Genomic DNA, 15498 nt, shown 5'->3' with positions numbered 1-15498 from the left:
TGAGTTCAGCGTTCAAATCGAGCGGCTCCGCCGCTCAGCGGGTTGCGAGTTCCATCACCGCGACGCGGCTGGCCTGGTCGCGGTCGAGAATGCCCTGGTTGCGGCCACGGGCCAGCACCATGATCCGGTGCGACAGGCCCAGCACCTCGTCGAGGTCGGAGCTGACCACCACCACCGCCATGCCGGAGGCGGCAAGTCCGGCGATCACGTCGTAGATCGCCGCCCGGGCGCCGACATCGATGCCGCGCGTCGGCTCGTCCAGGATGAACACCTTGGGGTCGCGCGCGATCCATTTCGCGATCACGACCTTCTGCTGGTTGCCGCCCGAGAGATTCCCGGCGCGCTGGCCCGGCGTGCCCTTCACCCCCATCCGGGCGATCAGGTCGGCGGCGAAGCCGCGCACCCGGGCCGGGCTGATCCAGCCGCCGGGGGCGATGCGGTCGAAATTGGCATAGGCGATGTTGTCGGCGATCGAGTGATCCAGCACCACGCCCTGCAGCTTGCGGTCCTCCGGCACCAGCATGATTCCGGCGCGGATCGCGTCGGATGGGCCGTGCAGGTCAACCGGCTTTCTATCCACCGTCACAGTGCCGGACGCCACCGGATCGGCGCCGACGACGCCGCGCACCAGCTCGGTCCGGCCGGCGCCGACGATGCCAGCGATGCCGAACACCTCGCCCGCTCGCACGGTGAAGCTGATGTCGCGGAAGGCGCCATCGGCGGCGGTGAGGCTGGAGACCTCGAGCCGCGCCTGCGGCTCCGGCACCGAGACGGCCGGGAACATGCGGTCGACGCTGCGGCCGACCATCTGCTCGACCAGAATCTTCACCGGCACCTGCGCCGTGTCATGGGTGGCGACCAGGCGGCCGTCGCGCAGCACCGCGACCCGGTCGGCGATGCGGGCGATCTCGTCCAGCCGGTGGCTGATATAGATGAAGGAGACGCCGTCGCGCTTCAGCCGGTCGATCTGCTGGAACAGCCGCTCGGTCTCCTCGCCGCCCAGCGCCGCGGTCGGCTCGTCCAGGATCAGGAGGCGCGAGTTCAGGGTCAGGGCTTTGGCGATCTCGACCTGCTGCTGCGCCGCCACCCGCAGCTCGCGCACCAGCTTGGTCGGGGCGATATCAAGGCCCAGGCGCTGCAGCTGCTCACCGGCGCGGCGGTTCATCTCCGCCCGGTCGATCCGGCCGCCCTTGGTGGGCAGCCGGCCGACGAAGACGTTCTCCGCGATCGTCAGGTCCGGCAGCAGCTTCATCTCCTGATGGATCAGGCCGATGCCGGCGGCGATCGCCTCCCCCGGCCGCGTCGGAGCGTAGGGCTCGCCCTGCCAGGTCATGTGGCCCGTGCTGGGCGGCACCAGGCCGGAGATGACCGAGGATAGGGTCGACTTGCCGGCGCCGTTCTCGCCCAGCAGCGCCAGCACCTCGCCCGGACGGATGTCGAGGTCGACGCCCTCCAGCACAGTGATGCCGCCATAGGCCTTGCCGATGCCGCGGATGGAGAGCCCCTGGGGGCCCTCCGCCGCGGCGGCGCGAACGGTCGCCGGGTTCGCCATTACGGATGCTTCTCGATGAAGCCGGCGACGTTGTCCTTGGTCGTCAGCGTCGCCGCCTGCAACTGCTCGGCCGGGACTTTCTTGCCATCCGCCAGCTCCAGCGCCGATTGCAGCGCCAGCCGGCCCATCTGCTGGGTGGTCTGGGTCATGGTCGCCTCCAGCGTGCCGGCCTGCACCGCCTTCAGCCCGGCGACGTCGCCGTCGAAGCCGAAGATCCAGGTCTTGTGGTCGAGATTGGCCACCTTCACCGCCTGGGCCGCCCCCAGCGCCAGCGCGTCGGCCCGGCCGAAGAACACCGAGATGGTGGGGTCGCGCTGCAGCATGTCCTGGGCGATGTTGAAGCCTTCGTCCTGCATCCAGGCGGTGCTGGCCTGCTTGGCGCTGACCGTCAGGCCCGGGCATTTCGCCAGCGCCTCGGTGAAGCCCTTGTCGCGGTCCTGCTCCGGCGTGGTGCCGATCTGGCCCTGGATGACGGCGACATTGCCCTTGCCGCCGGTGACCTTGCAGACATAGTCGCCCAGCGTGCGGGCCGCGGCGACGCTGTCCGTGGCGATGAAGGTGTCGCCCGGCGCGTCGGCCGGGTTGCGGTCGACCGCGATCACCGGGATGCCGGCCGCCTTGGCCGCCTTCACCGGGACGCTGGCCGCGGTGGCGCCGGCCGGGATGTAGATCAGCGCGTCGATCTGCTGCGTGATCAGATCCTGGATCTGGCTGACCTGGGTGGCGGAATCGCCCTTGGCGTCGACGGTGACGACCTTGATCCCCTGCTCTTTGGCCGAGGCCTCGACGGCCTGCTTGATCTGGTTGAAGAAGTCGGCCTGCAGGTTGGCGACGGCCAGGCCGATCACCTTGTCCTTGGCCCAGACGGGGGAGCCGAGGGCGGTGCCGGCCAACAGCGCCAGCGCGGCGATGGCGATACGGGTCTTCATGGGTCGATCCTCTCCTGTTGCGACGGTCTTTCCGTCTTTGTGGTCCCGGTCAGCGGTTGCGCCGGCCGAGGGTGTCGAAGGTGACGGCAGCGGCGATCACGAGGCCGATCACCACCTGCTGCACGAAGGGCGAGACGCCGAGCAGGTTCAGCCCGTTGCGCAGCACGCCGATGATCAGGACCCCGACCACCGTGCCGCCGATGCTGCCGACGCCGCCCGACAGGCTGGCGCCGCCGATCACGACCGCGGCGATGGTGTCGAGCTCGTAGCCGAGCCCGGCGCTGGGCTGCGAGGAGTCGAGGCGCGAGGCCAGCGCCATGCCGGCGATTCCGGCCAGCGCCCCGGCCGCGGCATAGACCGCGATCGTCACCCGGCCGACATGGATGCCGGCCAGCCGCGCCACCTCGCGGCTGCCGCCGATGGCGTAGAGGTTGCGGCCGCTGGGCCGGAAGGTCAGGTACAGCCAGCTGATGACGACCAGCACCAGGAACAGCGCCACGGTCAGCGACAGGAAGCCGAAGTTGCGCACGGTGGCGAGCGCGGTGAACCAGTCGGGATAGCCGACGATCTGGGTGCCGTCGGTCAGGATGTTCGCCAGGCCGCGGGCCACCGACATCATGGTCAGCGTGGCGATGAAGGCCGGCAGCCTTGCCATGGTGATCAGCAGGCCGGACGCCAGGCCGCAGACCGCGCCGGCGCCGATGCCGAGCAGGATGGCCAGCGCCATCGGCAGCTCCATGTCGCGCGCCAGCCAGCCCATCACCATCATCGACAGTGCCAGGACCGAGCCGACCGACAGGTCGATGCCGCCGATCACGATCACCGCCGTCATGCCGATGGCGAGGATGCCGAGCACGGTGACCTGGTCGAGCACGTTGAGGCCGTTGCGGACCGACAGGAAATGGTCGGAGGTGAAGGAGAAGATCACGCAGAGCAGGATCAGGCCGATCAGCGGACCCTGGGCGCCGCTGGTCAGGCTGATCCTCGGCAGGATCGCCCTGGTGGCCGGTCGGTCGATGCGCGCTTCCATTCCCTACATCCCTTTTCGTGTCACCCGGCGGGGCAGCTCAGCGCTCCGCCGTCTCCGGCGGCTTACCTGAGGCGCGCCGCACCGCCCGCCGCCAGCCGTCCCGCTCGCCCCGGCGCCGATCCGCCGGCATCGCCGGGGTGAAGCCGTGGCGCTCGCGCGGCAGCGCCGCGAGGCTGTCCCAGCCCCAGATCCCGGCGCCGAGCCCGGCCAGATGCGCCGCGCCGAGCGCCGACAGCTCGGCCGTGTCCGACCGCAGCACCTCGCAGCCGGCGAGGTCGGCCAGCGCCTGCATCAGCACCGGATTGCGGGTCGGCCCGCCATCGACATGCAGCGCCCGGACCTGCCCGACGCTGCGGTCGATCGCCTCGACCACATCGGCGATCTGGTGCGGGATCGATTCCAGCGCCGCGCGGGCGATCGCGGCCCGGCCGCTGCCGAGGGTGAAGCCGGCCAGCAGGCCGACTGCGTTCAGGTCCCACCACGGCGCGCCGAGCCCGTTGAAGCCGGGCACCAGATAGACGCCGTCGCTGGCGGCGTCGGCCGCCAGATCGGCCAGGTCCTGGGTCGACAGGCCCAGCAGCTCGGCCACCCAACGCAAGGTCGACCCGGCCGAGCGGATGTTGCCTTCCGCCGCCAGCGCCGGGCCGTCGACCGACCAGGCGATGGTCAGGCACAGCCCGGGGTCCAGCGCATCGRCCCGGTCGATCAGCCCCATGACAGAGGAGCCGGTGCCCATCGTCGCCTTGATCTGGCCCGGGGCGAAGGCGCCATGGGCGAACAGTGCCGCATGGGAGTCGCCCAGCACCGCCGCGACCGGCACGCCGTCCGGCAGCGGGTCGAGGCCGCGGATGGCGGGGAACGGCCCGGTCGACGACACCACGCGCGGCAGCGCCGCCTCCGGCAGGCCGAACAGGTCCATCAGATCGGGATCCCAGGCGGCGCGGCGGACATCCAGCAGCTGGGTGCGCGAGGCATTGCCGGCCTCCGTCACCGCCTCGCCGCCGAAGCGGCTGAGCAGCCAGGCATCGACCGTGCCGAGGCAGATCTCGCCCGATTTCGCCCGGATTCGGTCGGGGTCGAGCGTGTCGAGCAGCCACTTCGCCTTGGCGGCCGAGAACATCGGGTCGAGCGGCAGGCCGCTGCGTTCGCGCGCCAGCCGTTCGGTGTCGGGCGAGCGCAGTGCCTCGCACAGCACACCGGTGCGCTGGTCCTGCCAGCTGATCAGCGGCGACAGCGCCGCACCAGTGCGGCGGTCCCACATCAGCAGGGATTCGCGCTGGGTGCTGAAGCCGACCGCCGCGACCGAGCGCGGGTCTTGCCCCTGCAGGCAAGCGGCCACGGCGGCGCGCACGCTGTCCCAGATCGCCATCGGGTCCTGCTCGACCCAGCCCGGCTTAGGATGTGTCTCGCCCAGCGGCGCTGCACCCCGCGCCACCACCGCGCCCGCGGCATCGACCAGCAGCGCCTTGGTGGAGCTGGTGCCCTGGTCGATGGCGAGGACGAACGGCATGGTCAGGCCACCAGCTCGCGGGCGGCGGCGGCGATGCCGGCCGCGTTCAGCCCGAAATGGTCCAGCAGGAAGGCCGCGTTGCCAGTCGGGGCGAAGCCGGTGACGCCGAGGATGCGCATCGGCACCGGCCGGCCCTGCACCACGATCTCGGCCACGGCGCCGCCCAGCCCGCCCTGCACCACCGCCTCCTCGACGGTGACTATGCGGCCGGTCTCGGCCGCGGCGCGCAGCAGCGGCTCGGGGTCGAGCGGCTTGAGGGTGGCGACGTTCAGCACACGGGCTTGAACCCCTTCGCCGGCCAGAAGCTCCGCCGCCTCCAGCGCCCGCGACACCATGGTCCCGGTCGCCACCAGCGTGACGTCGTCGCCGTCGCGCAGCTGCTGCGTCGCGCCGCCGTCGAAGCTGGACCCGGCCGGCGTCACTTCCGGCACCGGGAAGCGGCCGATGCGCAGGAACACCGGGCGGCCGGCATCCGCGGCCCAGCGCACCGCCGCGCGGGTCTGGGTCGGGTCGGCCGGCACCATCACGGTCAGGTCCGGGATCGCCCGGGTCCAGGCCAGGTCCTCGATCGAATGATGGGTCGGCCCCAGCTCGCCATAGGCCATGCCCGGGCTCATGCCGCACAGCACGATAGGGTGGTAGCTGTAGGCCGCGTCGGCCTTGATCTGCTCCAGCGCCCGGCCGGTCAGGAAGGGCGAGGCGGCGCAGACGAAGGGGACGAAGCCGCCATTGGCCAGGCCGGCGGCGACCCCGACCATGGCCTGCTCGGCGATGCCGACATTGACCAGCCGGTCGGGAAACTCGGCCGCGAAGGCGGTCAGGTTGCTGGAGCCGACGGAGTCGTTGCACACGGCGACGATGCGCCGGTCGGTCCGCGCCAGCTCGGTCAGGGTCTCGGCGAAGGCCTTGCGGCAGTCGAAGGTGCCGGCCTTGGCGACGACATCGGCGCTCATCGGGCCACCTCGGCCAGAGGTGCAACCTCCGCCAGGGCCTGCTCGATCTGCGCCGGCGACGGCACCTTGTGGTGCCACTCCACCCGGTCTTCCATGAAGGACACGCCCTTCCCCTTGATCGTGCGGGCGATGACGCAGCGCGGCCTGCCGGCCGGCGCGGCGGTGAAGGCGGCCCACAGCGCCGCGTGGTCGTGGCCGTCCAGCTCGACCGTCTCCCAGCCGAAGGCGCGCCACTTGTCGGCCAGCGGCTCCAGCCGGTTGGTGTCCTCGGTGCGGGCGCCCTGCTGCAGCCGGTTGCGATCGACGATGGCAGTGAGGTTGTCCAGCCCGCGATGGCCGGCGGACATCGCCGCCTCCCAGTTGCTGCCCTCCTGCAGCTCGCCGTCGCCGAGCACGACGAAGGTGCGCCACGGAGTATCGCTCAGCCGCGCCGCGATGGCGCTGCCGACGCCGATCGGCAGGCCATGGCCAAGTGGGCCGGTGTTCGCCTCCACCCCCGGCACCTTGCGCCGGTTCGGGTGGCCGTTCAGCACCGAGAGCGGCGCCATGAAGCTGCCGAGCAGATCCGCCGGGATGAAGCCGCGCAGCGCCAAAGTGCTGTACAGCGCGGCGGCGCAATGGCCCTTGCTGAGGATGAAGCGGTCGCGGTCGGGCCGGGCCGGGTTAGCGGGATCGAGGTCGAGCACGCCGAAGAACAGCGTCGCCAGGATGTCGGTCACCGACAGGTCGCCGCCGACATGGCCGAGGCCAGCTTGCCCGATCATGCGCAGCACGGAGCCGCGGATCTCCGCCGCCGCTCCGGCCAGGAGGCTCGCCCGCCCGGCCCCGTCCGCCGCGGCGATGCGGGCCACGTCGAAGACCGTGTCGAAAACGAATGGGGGCTTGGGGTCGAGCACCGCTCCTCCGGATTGAATAATTATTCATCATCAGATTTAAATTCATGCTATCTGCGAGTCGAAACTGCGTCAAGCCACTCGGTCCTCGCCTTCGTCCAAAGAACGATGGGAGGACAATTAGGAGAAAATTCGCGGGAATGGGCGACGAGCATGCGCAGCTTCTGCTTGACCGACACGCGGCGCGCGTCTGAATAATCAGGCTGTGATGCATAAACTTTCGAACCCGCCGACCGGGCACCTTACCGTCGAGGCTGCCTTCCGATGAGCCGCGTCAACGAGCTTCGCCTGATCACCCGGGTGGCGCAGATGTACTATGTCGACCGGCTGAAGCAGTCCGACATCTCGCAGCGGCTGCACATCTCGCAGGCCACGATCTCGCGCCTGCTGAAGCGGGCCGAGGATGAATCCATCGTCCGCATCACCATCAACGCGCCGCGCGGCACCTATGTCGACCTGGAGACGGCCTTGCGCGAGCGCTTCGGCCTGACCGAGGCGATCGTCGCCGAATGCGGCGAGGACCGCGAGGAATCGATCCTGGCCGGCATCGGCGACGCCGCGGCGCATTTCCTGGAGACGACGCTGGACCCGGGCGAGGTGATCGGCATCTCGTCCTGGAGCGCGTCGCTGCTGCGCATGGTCGACGCGATCAACCCGCTGAAGCGGGTGGCGGCCGAGCGGGTGGTGCAGATGCTGGGCGGCATGGGCAACCCCGCGGTGCAGGGCCACGCCACCCACCTGACCACCCGCCTGGCCCAGCTGACCGGGTCGCAGCCCCAGCTCCTCCCCGCCCCCGGCGTCGCCGGATCGGCCTCGGCCAAGCGCGCCCTGCTGGCCGACCCCTATGTCCGGGCGACGATCGAGCAGTGGCGGCGCCTCACCCTGGCGCTGGTCGGCATCGGCGCGGTCGAGCCGTCGAAGATGCTGGCCAACAGCGGCAACGTCTTCACCGGCGAGGAGCTGGAGGCGGTGGCCCAGGCCGGCGGCGTCGGCGACATCTGCCTGCGCTTCTTCGGCGCCTATGGCGCCCCGGTCCAGACGCCGCTGGACGATCGGGTGATCTCGATGTCGCTCGACGAGATCGGCACCATTCCCCGCATCGTCGGCGTCGCCGGCGGGGCCCGCAAGGTGGCGGCGATCCGCGGCGCCCTGCTGGGCCGCCACATCAACACCCTGATCACCGACCGCTTCACGGCGGAGAAGCTGCTGGCCCAGTCCGACAGCGACTTCGCCCGCTGACGCAAAAGACACATCCGGGAGAGACCCATGCCCCGCTTCACCGACAAGACCGTTGTCATCACCGGCGCCAGCCGCGGCATCGGCGCCGCCATCGCCCGCCGCTTCGCCGCCGAGGGCGCCGCCGTGCTGCTGGTGGCCAACGAGCCGAGCGTCGCCGACGCCGCGGCCCGGATCGCGGCCGAGGGCGGCCGCACCGCGTCCTTCGTCGCCGACGTCACCGACCCAGCCCAGGTCGCCGCCCTCTATGACGAGGCGGAGCGGCAGTTCGGCAAGGTCGACATCTCGATCCAGAACGCCGGCGTCATCACCATCGCCCGGATCGAGGACATGACCGAGGCGGAGTGGGACAAGGTGCTGGCGGTCAACACCAAGGGCGTCTTCCTGTGCTGTCAGGAGGCGATCCGCCGGATCCGCAAGCACGGGAGCGGCGGCCGGCTGATCAACACCGCCTCCGGCCAGGCGCGCCAGGGCTTCGTCTTCACGCCACACTACGCCGCCTCGAAGTTCGGCGTGGTCGGCGTGACCCAGAGCCTGGCCAAGGAGGTGGCGAAGGAGGGCATCACCGTGAACGCCTTCTGCCCCGGCATCATCGACACCGATATGTGGGCCTACAATGACGCCGCCTGGGGCAAGCTGCTGGGCAACTACAAGCCGGGCGAGCTGATGGCCGAATGGGTCCGCGGCATCCCGATGGGCCGGGCCGGCAGCGGCGAGGACGTGGCCGGCCTGGTCGCCTTCCTGGCCAGCGACGACGCCGCCTACATCACCGGACAGACCATCAATGTCGATGGCGGCCTGATCATGTCGTGACCGGCGGAAAACCGGCCTCGGGCTCGTCTGACGTCCATCCTGTGGATATGTTTCTCATCATCTGCTGTTGATGAGATGAAAACCACAGGCCAGTGGAGGTGACATGGAGAGCCGTGAGCCCCCGCCCCGGGTGCTGATCGTCGAGGACGACACCTGGATCGCAGCGATGCTCGAGGACATCGCACTGTCCGCCGGACTCGAGGTCGTCGGGCCGGTCAGCACGCTGCGCGAGGCGGTCCGGATCGCCAGTTCGGAGCGGCTGGATGCAGCGATCCTCGACATCGGCCTCGGCCGCACGGAAGTCTATGCCGCCGCCGACGTCCTCGATGAGCGCGGCATCCCCTTCGCCTTCGTCACCGGCCGGTCGGAGTCGGAGATCGAGCTGCTGCATCGCGGCCGACCGGTATGGACCAAGCCGTTCCTGCAGCAGCAGATCGCCAACGGGCTGAAGGACCTCATCGCGCGACGGTAAGAGCCTCAGGCTCCGAGCGCCGCCGCCAGGCGCTCGCCATGCGGCAAGGCCGGAGGCCGGTGCAGCTCGACCGGAGAGCCGGAGGCAGCCCGGCGTTCCGCCCAATCGGCGAGCATCTCCATGCTGGTGTGGTCGATCTGGGCCAGACCGCCGGCATCGAGCTGCACGGTTGCGCCCGGCGGCAGCGCTTCCAGGGCGCGCAGCAGTGCCGGCAGTTGCAGGAAGGTGGCCGCCCCCTCCAGCCGCAGCTCCACGCCACCCGAGGGCAGGTCCTGGCGCTTGATGCGCAGCGGCATGCGGCGAAGATGCGGCAGCACCTCTAGGAACGACAGCGCCAGCCCGACCAGGACGCCGGTCAGGAGGTCGGTCGCCACCACCATGACCACAGTGGCCGCCCAGATCGCCGCCGGTAGCACGCCGTGCCGATGCAGCAGCTCACGCACATGCTTCAGGCTGACCAGCCGCCAGCCGGTGACCACCAGCACGCCGGCCAGCGACGCCATCGGCACCTCGCGCAACAGCCAGGGCAGCAGGGCGACGGCGGCCAGGATCCAGGCGCCATGCAGGATCGTCGACAGCCGCGTGGCGGCGCCGGCCTGGACATTGGCCGAGCTGCGCACGATCACGCCGGTCATCGGCAGGGCACCGGCCAGTCCGCACAGCAGGTTGCCGACGCCCTGGGCCGACAGCTCGCGGTCGTAGTTCGTGCGCACGCCGTCATGCATCCGGTCGACCGCGGCGGCGGAGAGCAGCGTCTCGGCACTCGCGATCACGGCGATGACCAGCGCCGCAGCCAGGATGCCGCTTTCGCCCAGCCGCGACAGATCGGCCATGGTCGGGACCGAGACGGCGGACAGGATCGCATCGGGCACGTCCACCCGCTGGACCGGCAGTGACAGAGCCACGGTGAGGGCGGTCCCGGCGACGACGCCGACCAGGGCACCGGGGATGAGACGGAGYGATTGTGGCCGCAGCCTCTCCCACAGCACCATTGCCAGGATGGTGGCGCCGCCGGCCAGAACCGCCGCGGTTGCGAACGACCATTGCAGCGGCAGCAGGCCGAGAAGGGCCGCCGGGATCGCCGCCAGGTTCTGCAGCCCGTCCGGCAGCGGCGTCCGGCCGAACAGCACCTGCAGCTGCGCCGCCACGATCAGCACGCCGATGCCGGCCAGCATGCCATGCACCACGGCGGGCGAGATGGCGCGGAACCACTTGCCCAGGCGCAGCACGCCGGCGCCGAGCTGCAGCAGCCCGGCCAGCACCAGGATCGGGCCCAGCATCGCGAGGCCGAAATCCTGCACCAGCTGGAACACGATCACGGCGAGGCCGGCGGCCGGGCCGCTGACCTGCAGCGGCGAGCCGGCCAGCAGGCCGACGACGAGGCCGCCGATGATGCCGGTCACCAGGCCTTTCTCCGCCGGCACCCCGGAGGCGACGGCGATGCCCATGCACAGCGGCAGGGCGACCAGGACGACGACGATCGAGGCCGGCAGGTCGCGCGCCAGCGAGGATGGAAGGAAACGCGCCATGCCGCCTACTCCGCCGCCAGGCGCGGCATCGGCGGCAGCGCGACCGGCAGGCCGCCGACATCGTCGAGACGGCCGAAGCGGCCGGCGGCGCCGTCATAGGCCAGGGTTTCGCCGGTTTCGAGCTCGAAGAACCAGCCGTGCAGGCGCAGCCGCCCCTGGGCGATCCTGGCCGCGACCGCGGGGTGGGTGCGCAGGTGGTTCAGCTGCGCCACCACGTTCTCCAGCGCCAGCGCGCGCAGCGTCTCCGGCTCGCCGCGATCCGGCGGATAGGCCTCGCACACCACCCGGTGGGCGGCGTGGCTGTGGCGCAGCCAGGCGGCGACGTTCGGCATGTCCTGCAGCACCTCGGGGTGCAGCAGGGCCTTCATCGCACCGCAGTCGGAATGGCCGCAGACGACGATGTCACGGACGCCGAGCGCCACCACCGCGTATTCGATCGCCGAGGACACGCCGCCATTGGCCTGGGAGAAGGGCGGCACGATGTTGCCGGYATTGCGGCAGCAGAAGATCTGGCCCGGGCCGCTCTGGGTGATCAGCTCCGGCACCACCCGGGAATCGGCGCAGGAGATCACCAGCGCCTGGGGCTGCTGGCCGTCGGTCGCGAGCTTTTGGTAGAGCGGCTGCTGCTGCGGGAAGATCTCGGCGCGGAACCGCGCCATCCCGAGGAAGAGGTCGTCCATCCTTGGCCTCCGATGCATGAGCGAGGGTCGTGCACTGAGAGGATGGGATTCCTGTTTTTCGCATGTGCGAACGGTTCGTGACAAAGTGTTTCAGCGCCTCGGCAGGGTGACCTCCGCGGTCAGCCCGCCCCCCGGCCGGTTGATCAGCGCCAGCCGCCCGCCCTCGCGCTCCACCGCCTGAACGGCAATGGCCAGGCCGAGTCCGACACCGCCGGTCGCGCGGCTGCGCGATCCTTCGATGCGCTGGAACGGCTCCAGCACCCGTCCCAGCTCGGCCTCTGGAATGCCCGGCCCGTCATCCGAGACGGCGATTGCCATGCCGGTTTCGCTGCAATGCAAAGCGACTCGCGCCGAGCCACCATAGGTGACCGCATTGTCGATCAGGTTGGCGAAGGCGCGCTTCAGCCCCACCGGCCGGGCGTGCAGCACGGCGCGATCCGGCCCTTGATAGATGACGTCCTGCCCGGCATCCGCGGCGGCGTCGACCAGCGTGGTCAGCAATGCCACAAGGTCGACCGCGCGCGGCGGCTCCGGGTCGGCGTCGCCCTTGAGATAGGCCAGCACCGAGCCGACCATCTGCTCCATCTCGTCGAGATCGGCCTGCATCTCGGCCTGGACCGGCCGGCCCTCCAGCAGGTCGGTGCGCAGGCGCAGCCGGCCGATCGGCGTGCGCAGGTCGTGCGACACGGCGGCCAGGGCCTGGGTCTGGTCGGCGATCAGCCGGGCCAGCCGGTCCTGCATGGCGTTGAGGGCGCGTGCCAGGCGCCGCACCTCCAGCGGCCCTTCGACCGCGACCGGGACCGGCCGGCCGCGGCCGATCGCATCCGCCGCCCGCACCAGCTGGCGCAGCGGCGCCCCGAGCGCGCGGACCAGCAGCGGCGCCGCGATCAGCAGGCAGCTGGCCAGCAGCGCGGTGGAGAGCAGGCTGCGCAGCAGGTCGGGCAGGCCGTGCTGCAGCCGGGTCACGTCGAAGCCGAGGACGGAGCCGTCGACGAGGCGGAGCTCGCCCCGGACCCGGTGCGGCTCCCCCTCCCCGCTTCCCCGATCCAGGATCAGGCCCCGCCCGGCAAGGCCGGAATCGCGCTTCTGCAGCCGCATCTCCAGGTCGCGCAGCCAGGGTGATGCGACGCCTTCCTCGCCTCCGGCCGGACGCTCCGACCAGCTGAGGGCGAGGTCGGCGGTGGACAGCGCCTCGGCCAGCCGCGGCCGCTGCCCGGGCGGCACGCTGGACAGCGCCCGCTCGCCGATGGCGAGCCGATCGGCCAGATGGTCGGCCTGGATGTTGCCGGCCTTGTACCGCTCGGCCAGTTCCTGCAGCACCGCGGCGCCGAGGAACTGCAGCAACACGGCAGACAGGACGAGCAAGGTGAGGCGGCCCAGCAGGCCGCGCGGCCAGACCCCGATCACCGGTGCTCCACATCCGCCGTGAACATGTAGCCGACGCCGCGGATGGTGCGGATCAGGGCGCCCTCCGTGCCGCCGGAGCCGAGCTTGCGGCGTAGCCGGCTGACCAGCACGTCGACGCTGCGGTCCGACGGGCTGCCGAAGCGCGAGCGCGACAGCTCCAGCAGCCGCTCGCGCCCGATCACGCGCTGCGAATGCTCCAGGAAGCTGACCAGCAGGTCATGCTCGGCGCCGGACAGCTCGACCTCCGCTCCGCCGGGGTCGACCAGCCGGTGGCGGCGCCGGTCGAGGACCCATCCGGCGAAGCGCAGCACCTCGCGGGCGGAGCGGCCGGGGAACGGCTCCAGCGCCGCGCCTCGGCGCAGCGCCGCGCGCACCCGGGCCAGCAGCTCGCGCCGGCCGAAGGGCTTGCTGATATAGTCGTCGGCCCCGACCTCGAGGCCGACCACCCGGTCCATCTCCTCGCCACGGGCGCTGACCATGATGATCGGCACCGGGCTTTGGGCCCGGAAGGCCCGACAGAGGTCGAGTCCGTCAGCGCCCGGCAGCATGACATCAAGGATCAGCAGGTCGACCGGCGCCGCCTCGATCGAATCCCACATCTCGCGGCCGTCGCCGACGCCGGTGGCGCGCAGCCCGTTCTCGCGCAGGATGCGCACGATCAGGGATCGGGTGCCGGGATCGTCCTCGACCACCAGCACATGGTCGGAACGCAGGGGGCTGGACTCGTTCATCGCGGATCCAAGGGTCCTTTGACAGTGGAAACCGGAACGCCTCCTCCCTGTCGACCGCGAACACCAGCGATCGGCGCTATTTTCGTTAAAATATTCGACAAAGACCCAGAAGAGACAGCAAGCATAGTCCGATCGGCGATAGAGGATTTATTCATAGATCTCAACTGCAATAAGGTCGCATCCATCGTAGAAACAAAGAGCAATTTAAACTATTCACGATCAGTCGAGCCGGAGACGAAACGATGACGACGAAACGAAGCGGTGCGGCCCGCTTCGTATCAGCGCCCCGGCTTCAGCACCGCGCGCGCCACGTCGATGAAGGCGCGCAGCTTCGGCTGGTCCTGGGCCCGCCGCGGGAAATACAGGAACAGACCGGGAGTCCGCGGCAGGAACGGCTGCAGCACCTGTTCCAACTCCCCGGAGGCGAGTTCCGCCGCGACGGCGATGTCGGCGATGTAGGAGAGCCCGAGACCGGCCAGGGCGAAGGAGGACAGCAGCCCGCCATCGTTGACGATCAGGCTGCCGGGCGGGTCGACCGTCAGCGCACGCCCGTCGCGCTCGAACTCCCAGCGATAGATCGCGCCGGAGGCCGGGAAGCGGTAGCGGATCGCCTCGTGCCGGGTCAGGTCCTCCGGGTGCTCGGGCCGGCCCCAAGCATCGAGATAAGCCGGGCTGCCGACCACCGACCAGGCGATGTCGCGGGTCAGCCGCACCGCCGCCATGTCGAGTTCCACGTACTCGCCGATGCGGATGCCGGCGTCGTAGCCGCGGGCGGTGAGGTCGACCGTGGCGTCGTCGACCGCGATCTGGCACGCGGGGAACACCACGCGCATGGCTCCGGCCACGGCGACCGGTCTTCCGGTCGGCCGTGCCGGTGGATGTGGGCGAGCATCTGCAGGTGGTCTACCAGGCGTTGCGCTCGTTGTCCTGGCGGCGGTGTTCGGCCCGTCCGCGTCGGCCGGTCAGGGCGGGCCGCGGGGGCGGAGCGGGATCGGGCGCGGCTGTCGGCCCGGTGGCACACGCCGGCCGGTCGTCTCCGGGCGGCGCCGAGACAGGCTCCCGGTTCCGGTTGAAGACTCGCCGGTGGCGAGGTTGTGCATGCGGCGCTCGCCCTTCGAGCCGGCGCCTGGATCATCGGCCCCGGATCTCACCGTGCCGGTGGGGCCGCCGGCAGCAGGCCCGCCGGCCGGAGGAGTGCCGGGGGGCGGCAGGCCGAGGGCCCGGCACAGGCTGGCGATCAGGGCCTCGATCGGCAAGGCGGTGTCGGCGAGGTCGACGTCGATGCGCTCGTCCTCGGTCAGCTTTTCCCGGAGCTCGGCGGTCAGCCGCTCCTGGGCCTCGGCATCGGGAACCGCGGCGATGGCGGCGGCGACGCCCTGGGCCACGGCCTGGCGCCGGCCGTCCTTCTCGTCCTGCCGGGCCTTGCGCCGGATCTCGGCGTCGCGCTGTGCCTGCTCCCGCTGCTGCCGCAACCTGGCCTTGAGCGCGATGGCACGGCGGATGCCTAGGAACAGGCTGCTGAAGCGGGTCTCCGCATCCCCGGCGCGGCCGAGATCGCCGACCGCAAGGGCGGCGAGGGCTTGGGCGTGAAAGCCGCGGGCCAGCGCCTCCGCGAGCTCCATCAGCTCGGACAGCATCGCGGCGTCGGCCTCGATCGCGCCCGGCCACGCTACGGCATCCTCCCGCCGCCGGCGCAGCTTGAGCGCGACGGCGCGGCGGATGGCGAGGAAGAGGGTGCTGAAGCGGGCTTCGGCCTTGCCGGC

The 15498-nt window shown here is 70.9% G+C and carries 15 protein-coding genes; 3 read left to right on the top strand and 12 right to left on the bottom strand.

Going from position 1 to position 15498, the window contains the following annotated elements; translation table 11 throughout:
• Window positions 1-34 precede the first annotated feature (34 nt).
• Genes AB4Z01_RS26385 through AB4Z01_RS26360 form a run of 6 tightly spaced genes read right to left on the bottom strand, consistent with a single transcriptional unit; the run spans window position 35 to window position 6870 of the window.
• The gene (locus tag AB4Z01_RS26385) at window positions 35-1552 is read right to left on the bottom strand and encodes a sugar ABC transporter ATP-binding protein (protein WP_441698840.1); all 1518 of its coding nucleotides are present in this window, start codon (window positions 1550-1552) and stop codon (window positions 35-37) included.
• A complete protein-coding gene (locus AB4Z01_RS26380; protein ID WP_441698839.1) occupies window positions 1552-2481 on the bottom strand; it encodes a sugar ABC transporter substrate-binding protein in 930 nt (309 codons plus the stop codon). Before AB4Z01_RS26380 ends, AB4Z01_RS26385 begins: the two co-directional genes overlap by 1 nt.
• Window positions 2482-2530: 49 nt before the next feature.
• A complete protein-coding gene (locus AB4Z01_RS26375; protein ID WP_441698838.1) occupies window positions 2531-3511 on the bottom strand; it encodes an ABC transporter permease in 981 nt (326 codons plus the stop codon).
• A gap of 37 nt (window positions 3512-3548) precedes the next feature.
• Window positions 3549-5021, bottom strand: coding sequence for an FGGY-family carbohydrate kinase (locus tag AB4Z01_RS26370; protein ID WP_441698837.1), 1473 nt, complete (start codon window positions 5019-5021; stop codon window positions 3549-3551).
• A 2-nt stretch (window positions 5022-5023) separates the two neighbouring features.
• Window positions 5024-5974: a transketolase family protein gene (locus tag AB4Z01_RS26365; protein WP_441698836.1), complete on the bottom strand. Its 951-nt coding sequence runs from the start codon at window positions 5972-5974 to the stop codon at window positions 5024-5026.
• On the bottom strand, window positions 5971-6870 hold the full coding sequence (locus AB4Z01_RS26360; protein WP_441698835.1) for a transketolase: 900 nt from the start codon (window positions 6868-6870) through the stop codon (window positions 5971-5973). Before AB4Z01_RS26360 ends, AB4Z01_RS26365 begins: the two co-directional genes overlap by 4 nt.
• A 261-nt stretch (window positions 6871-7131) precedes the next feature.
• On the opposite strand from AB4Z01_RS26360, the gene AB4Z01_RS26355 reads away from it, so the two are divergent.
• From AB4Z01_RS26355 to AB4Z01_RS26345, 3 genes are all read left to right on the top strand, one after another.
• Window positions 7132-8106, top strand: a complete 975-nt coding sequence (locus AB4Z01_RS26355; RefSeq protein WP_441698834.1) for a sugar-binding transcriptional regulator — start codon at window positions 7132-7134, stop codon at window positions 8104-8106.
• Between the two features lie 27 nt (window positions 8107-8133).
• Window positions 8134-8916, top strand: coding sequence for an SDR family oxidoreductase (locus AB4Z01_RS26350; protein WP_441698833.1), 783 nt, complete (start codon window positions 8134-8136; stop codon window positions 8914-8916).
• A 103-nt stretch (window positions 8917-9019) separates the two neighbouring features.
• The gene (locus tag AB4Z01_RS26345) at window positions 9020-9388 is read left to right on the top strand and encodes a response regulator (RefSeq protein WP_429230612.1); all 369 of its coding nucleotides are present in this window, start codon (window positions 9020-9022) and stop codon (window positions 9386-9388) included.
• 5 nt (window positions 9389-9393) lie between these two features.
• Here AB4Z01_RS26345 and AB4Z01_RS26340 read toward each other — a convergent pair whose 3' ends face one another.
• From AB4Z01_RS26340 to AB4Z01_RS26315, 6 genes are all read right to left on the bottom strand, one after another.
• Window positions 9394-10917 carry a SulP family inorganic anion transporter gene (locus AB4Z01_RS26340; protein ID WP_441698832.1) on the bottom strand — a complete coding sequence of 508 codons (1524 nt, stop codon included), beginning with the start codon at window positions 10915-10917 and terminating at the stop codon, window positions 9394-9396.
• Window positions 10918-10922: 5 nt separating this feature from the next.
• A complete protein-coding gene (locus AB4Z01_RS26335) occupies window positions 10923-11597 on the bottom strand; it encodes a carbonic anhydrase (protein WP_441698831.1) in 675 nt (224 codons plus the stop codon).
• A gap of 90 nt (window positions 11598-11687) precedes the next feature.
• Entirely contained in the window at window positions 11688-13004 is a 1317-nt protein-coding gene (locus AB4Z01_RS26330; protein WP_441698830.1) for an ATP-binding protein, read from the bottom strand.
• On the bottom strand, window positions 13001-13735 hold the full coding sequence (locus AB4Z01_RS26325) for a response regulator transcription factor (protein WP_441698829.1): 735 nt from the start codon (window positions 13733-13735) through the stop codon (window positions 13001-13003). Before AB4Z01_RS26325 ends, AB4Z01_RS26330 begins: the two co-directional genes overlap by 4 nt.
• Before the next feature lie 278 nt (window positions 13736-14013).
• On the bottom strand, window positions 14014-14562 hold the full coding sequence (locus AB4Z01_RS26320; RefSeq protein ID WP_441698828.1) for a LysR substrate-binding domain-containing protein: 549 nt from the start codon (window positions 14560-14562) through the stop codon (window positions 14014-14016).
• A 135-nt stretch (window positions 14563-14697) separates the two neighbouring features.
• A partial coding sequence (locus AB4Z01_RS26315; protein ID WP_441698827.1) for a hypothetical protein occupies window positions 14698-15498 on the bottom strand: 801 nt, incomplete at its 5' end.

Source organism: Inquilinus sp. YAF38 (assembly GCF_052113205.1).
Taxonomy (GTDB): Bacteria; Pseudomonadota; Alphaproteobacteria; order DSM-16000; family Inquilinaceae; genus Inquilinus.
Note: the sequence above shows the minus strand (reverse complement) of the source record. Positions and strands in the feature narration are given on the sequence as shown.

Bases quoted from the DNA above. Each gene is read 5' to 3' on its own strand.
- AB4Z01_RS26380 (WP_441698839.1), bottom strand. From the start codon at position 2,481: ATGAAGACCCGTATCGCCATCGCCGCGCTGGCGCTGTTGGCCGGCACC.
- AB4Z01_RS26345 (WP_429230612.1), top strand. From the start codon at position 9,020: ATGGAGAGCCGTGAGCCCCCGCCCCGGGTGCTGATCGTCGAGGACGAC.
- AB4Z01_RS26365 (WP_441698836.1), bottom strand. From the start codon at position 5,974: ATGAGCGCCGATGTCGTCGCCAAGGCCGGCACCTTCGACTGCCGCAAG.
- AB4Z01_RS26325 (WP_441698829.1), bottom strand. From the start codon at position 13,735: ATGAACGAGTCCAGCCCCCTGCGTTCCGACCATGTGCTGGTGGTCGAG.
- AB4Z01_RS26355 (WP_441698834.1), top strand. From the start codon at position 7,132: ATGAGCCGCGTCAACGAGCTTCGCCTGATCACCCGGGTGGCGCAGATG.
- AB4Z01_RS26375 (WP_441698838.1), bottom strand. From the start codon at position 3,511: ATGGAAGCGCGCATCGACCGACCGGCCACCAGGGCGATCCTGCCGAGG.
- AB4Z01_RS26350 (WP_441698833.1), top strand. From the start codon at position 8,134: ATGCCCCGCTTCACCGACAAGACCGTTGTCATCACCGGCGCCAGCCGC.
- AB4Z01_RS26385 (WP_441698840.1), bottom strand. From the start codon at position 1,552: ATGGCGAACCCGGCGACCGTTCGCGCCGCCGCGGCGGAGGGCCCCCAG.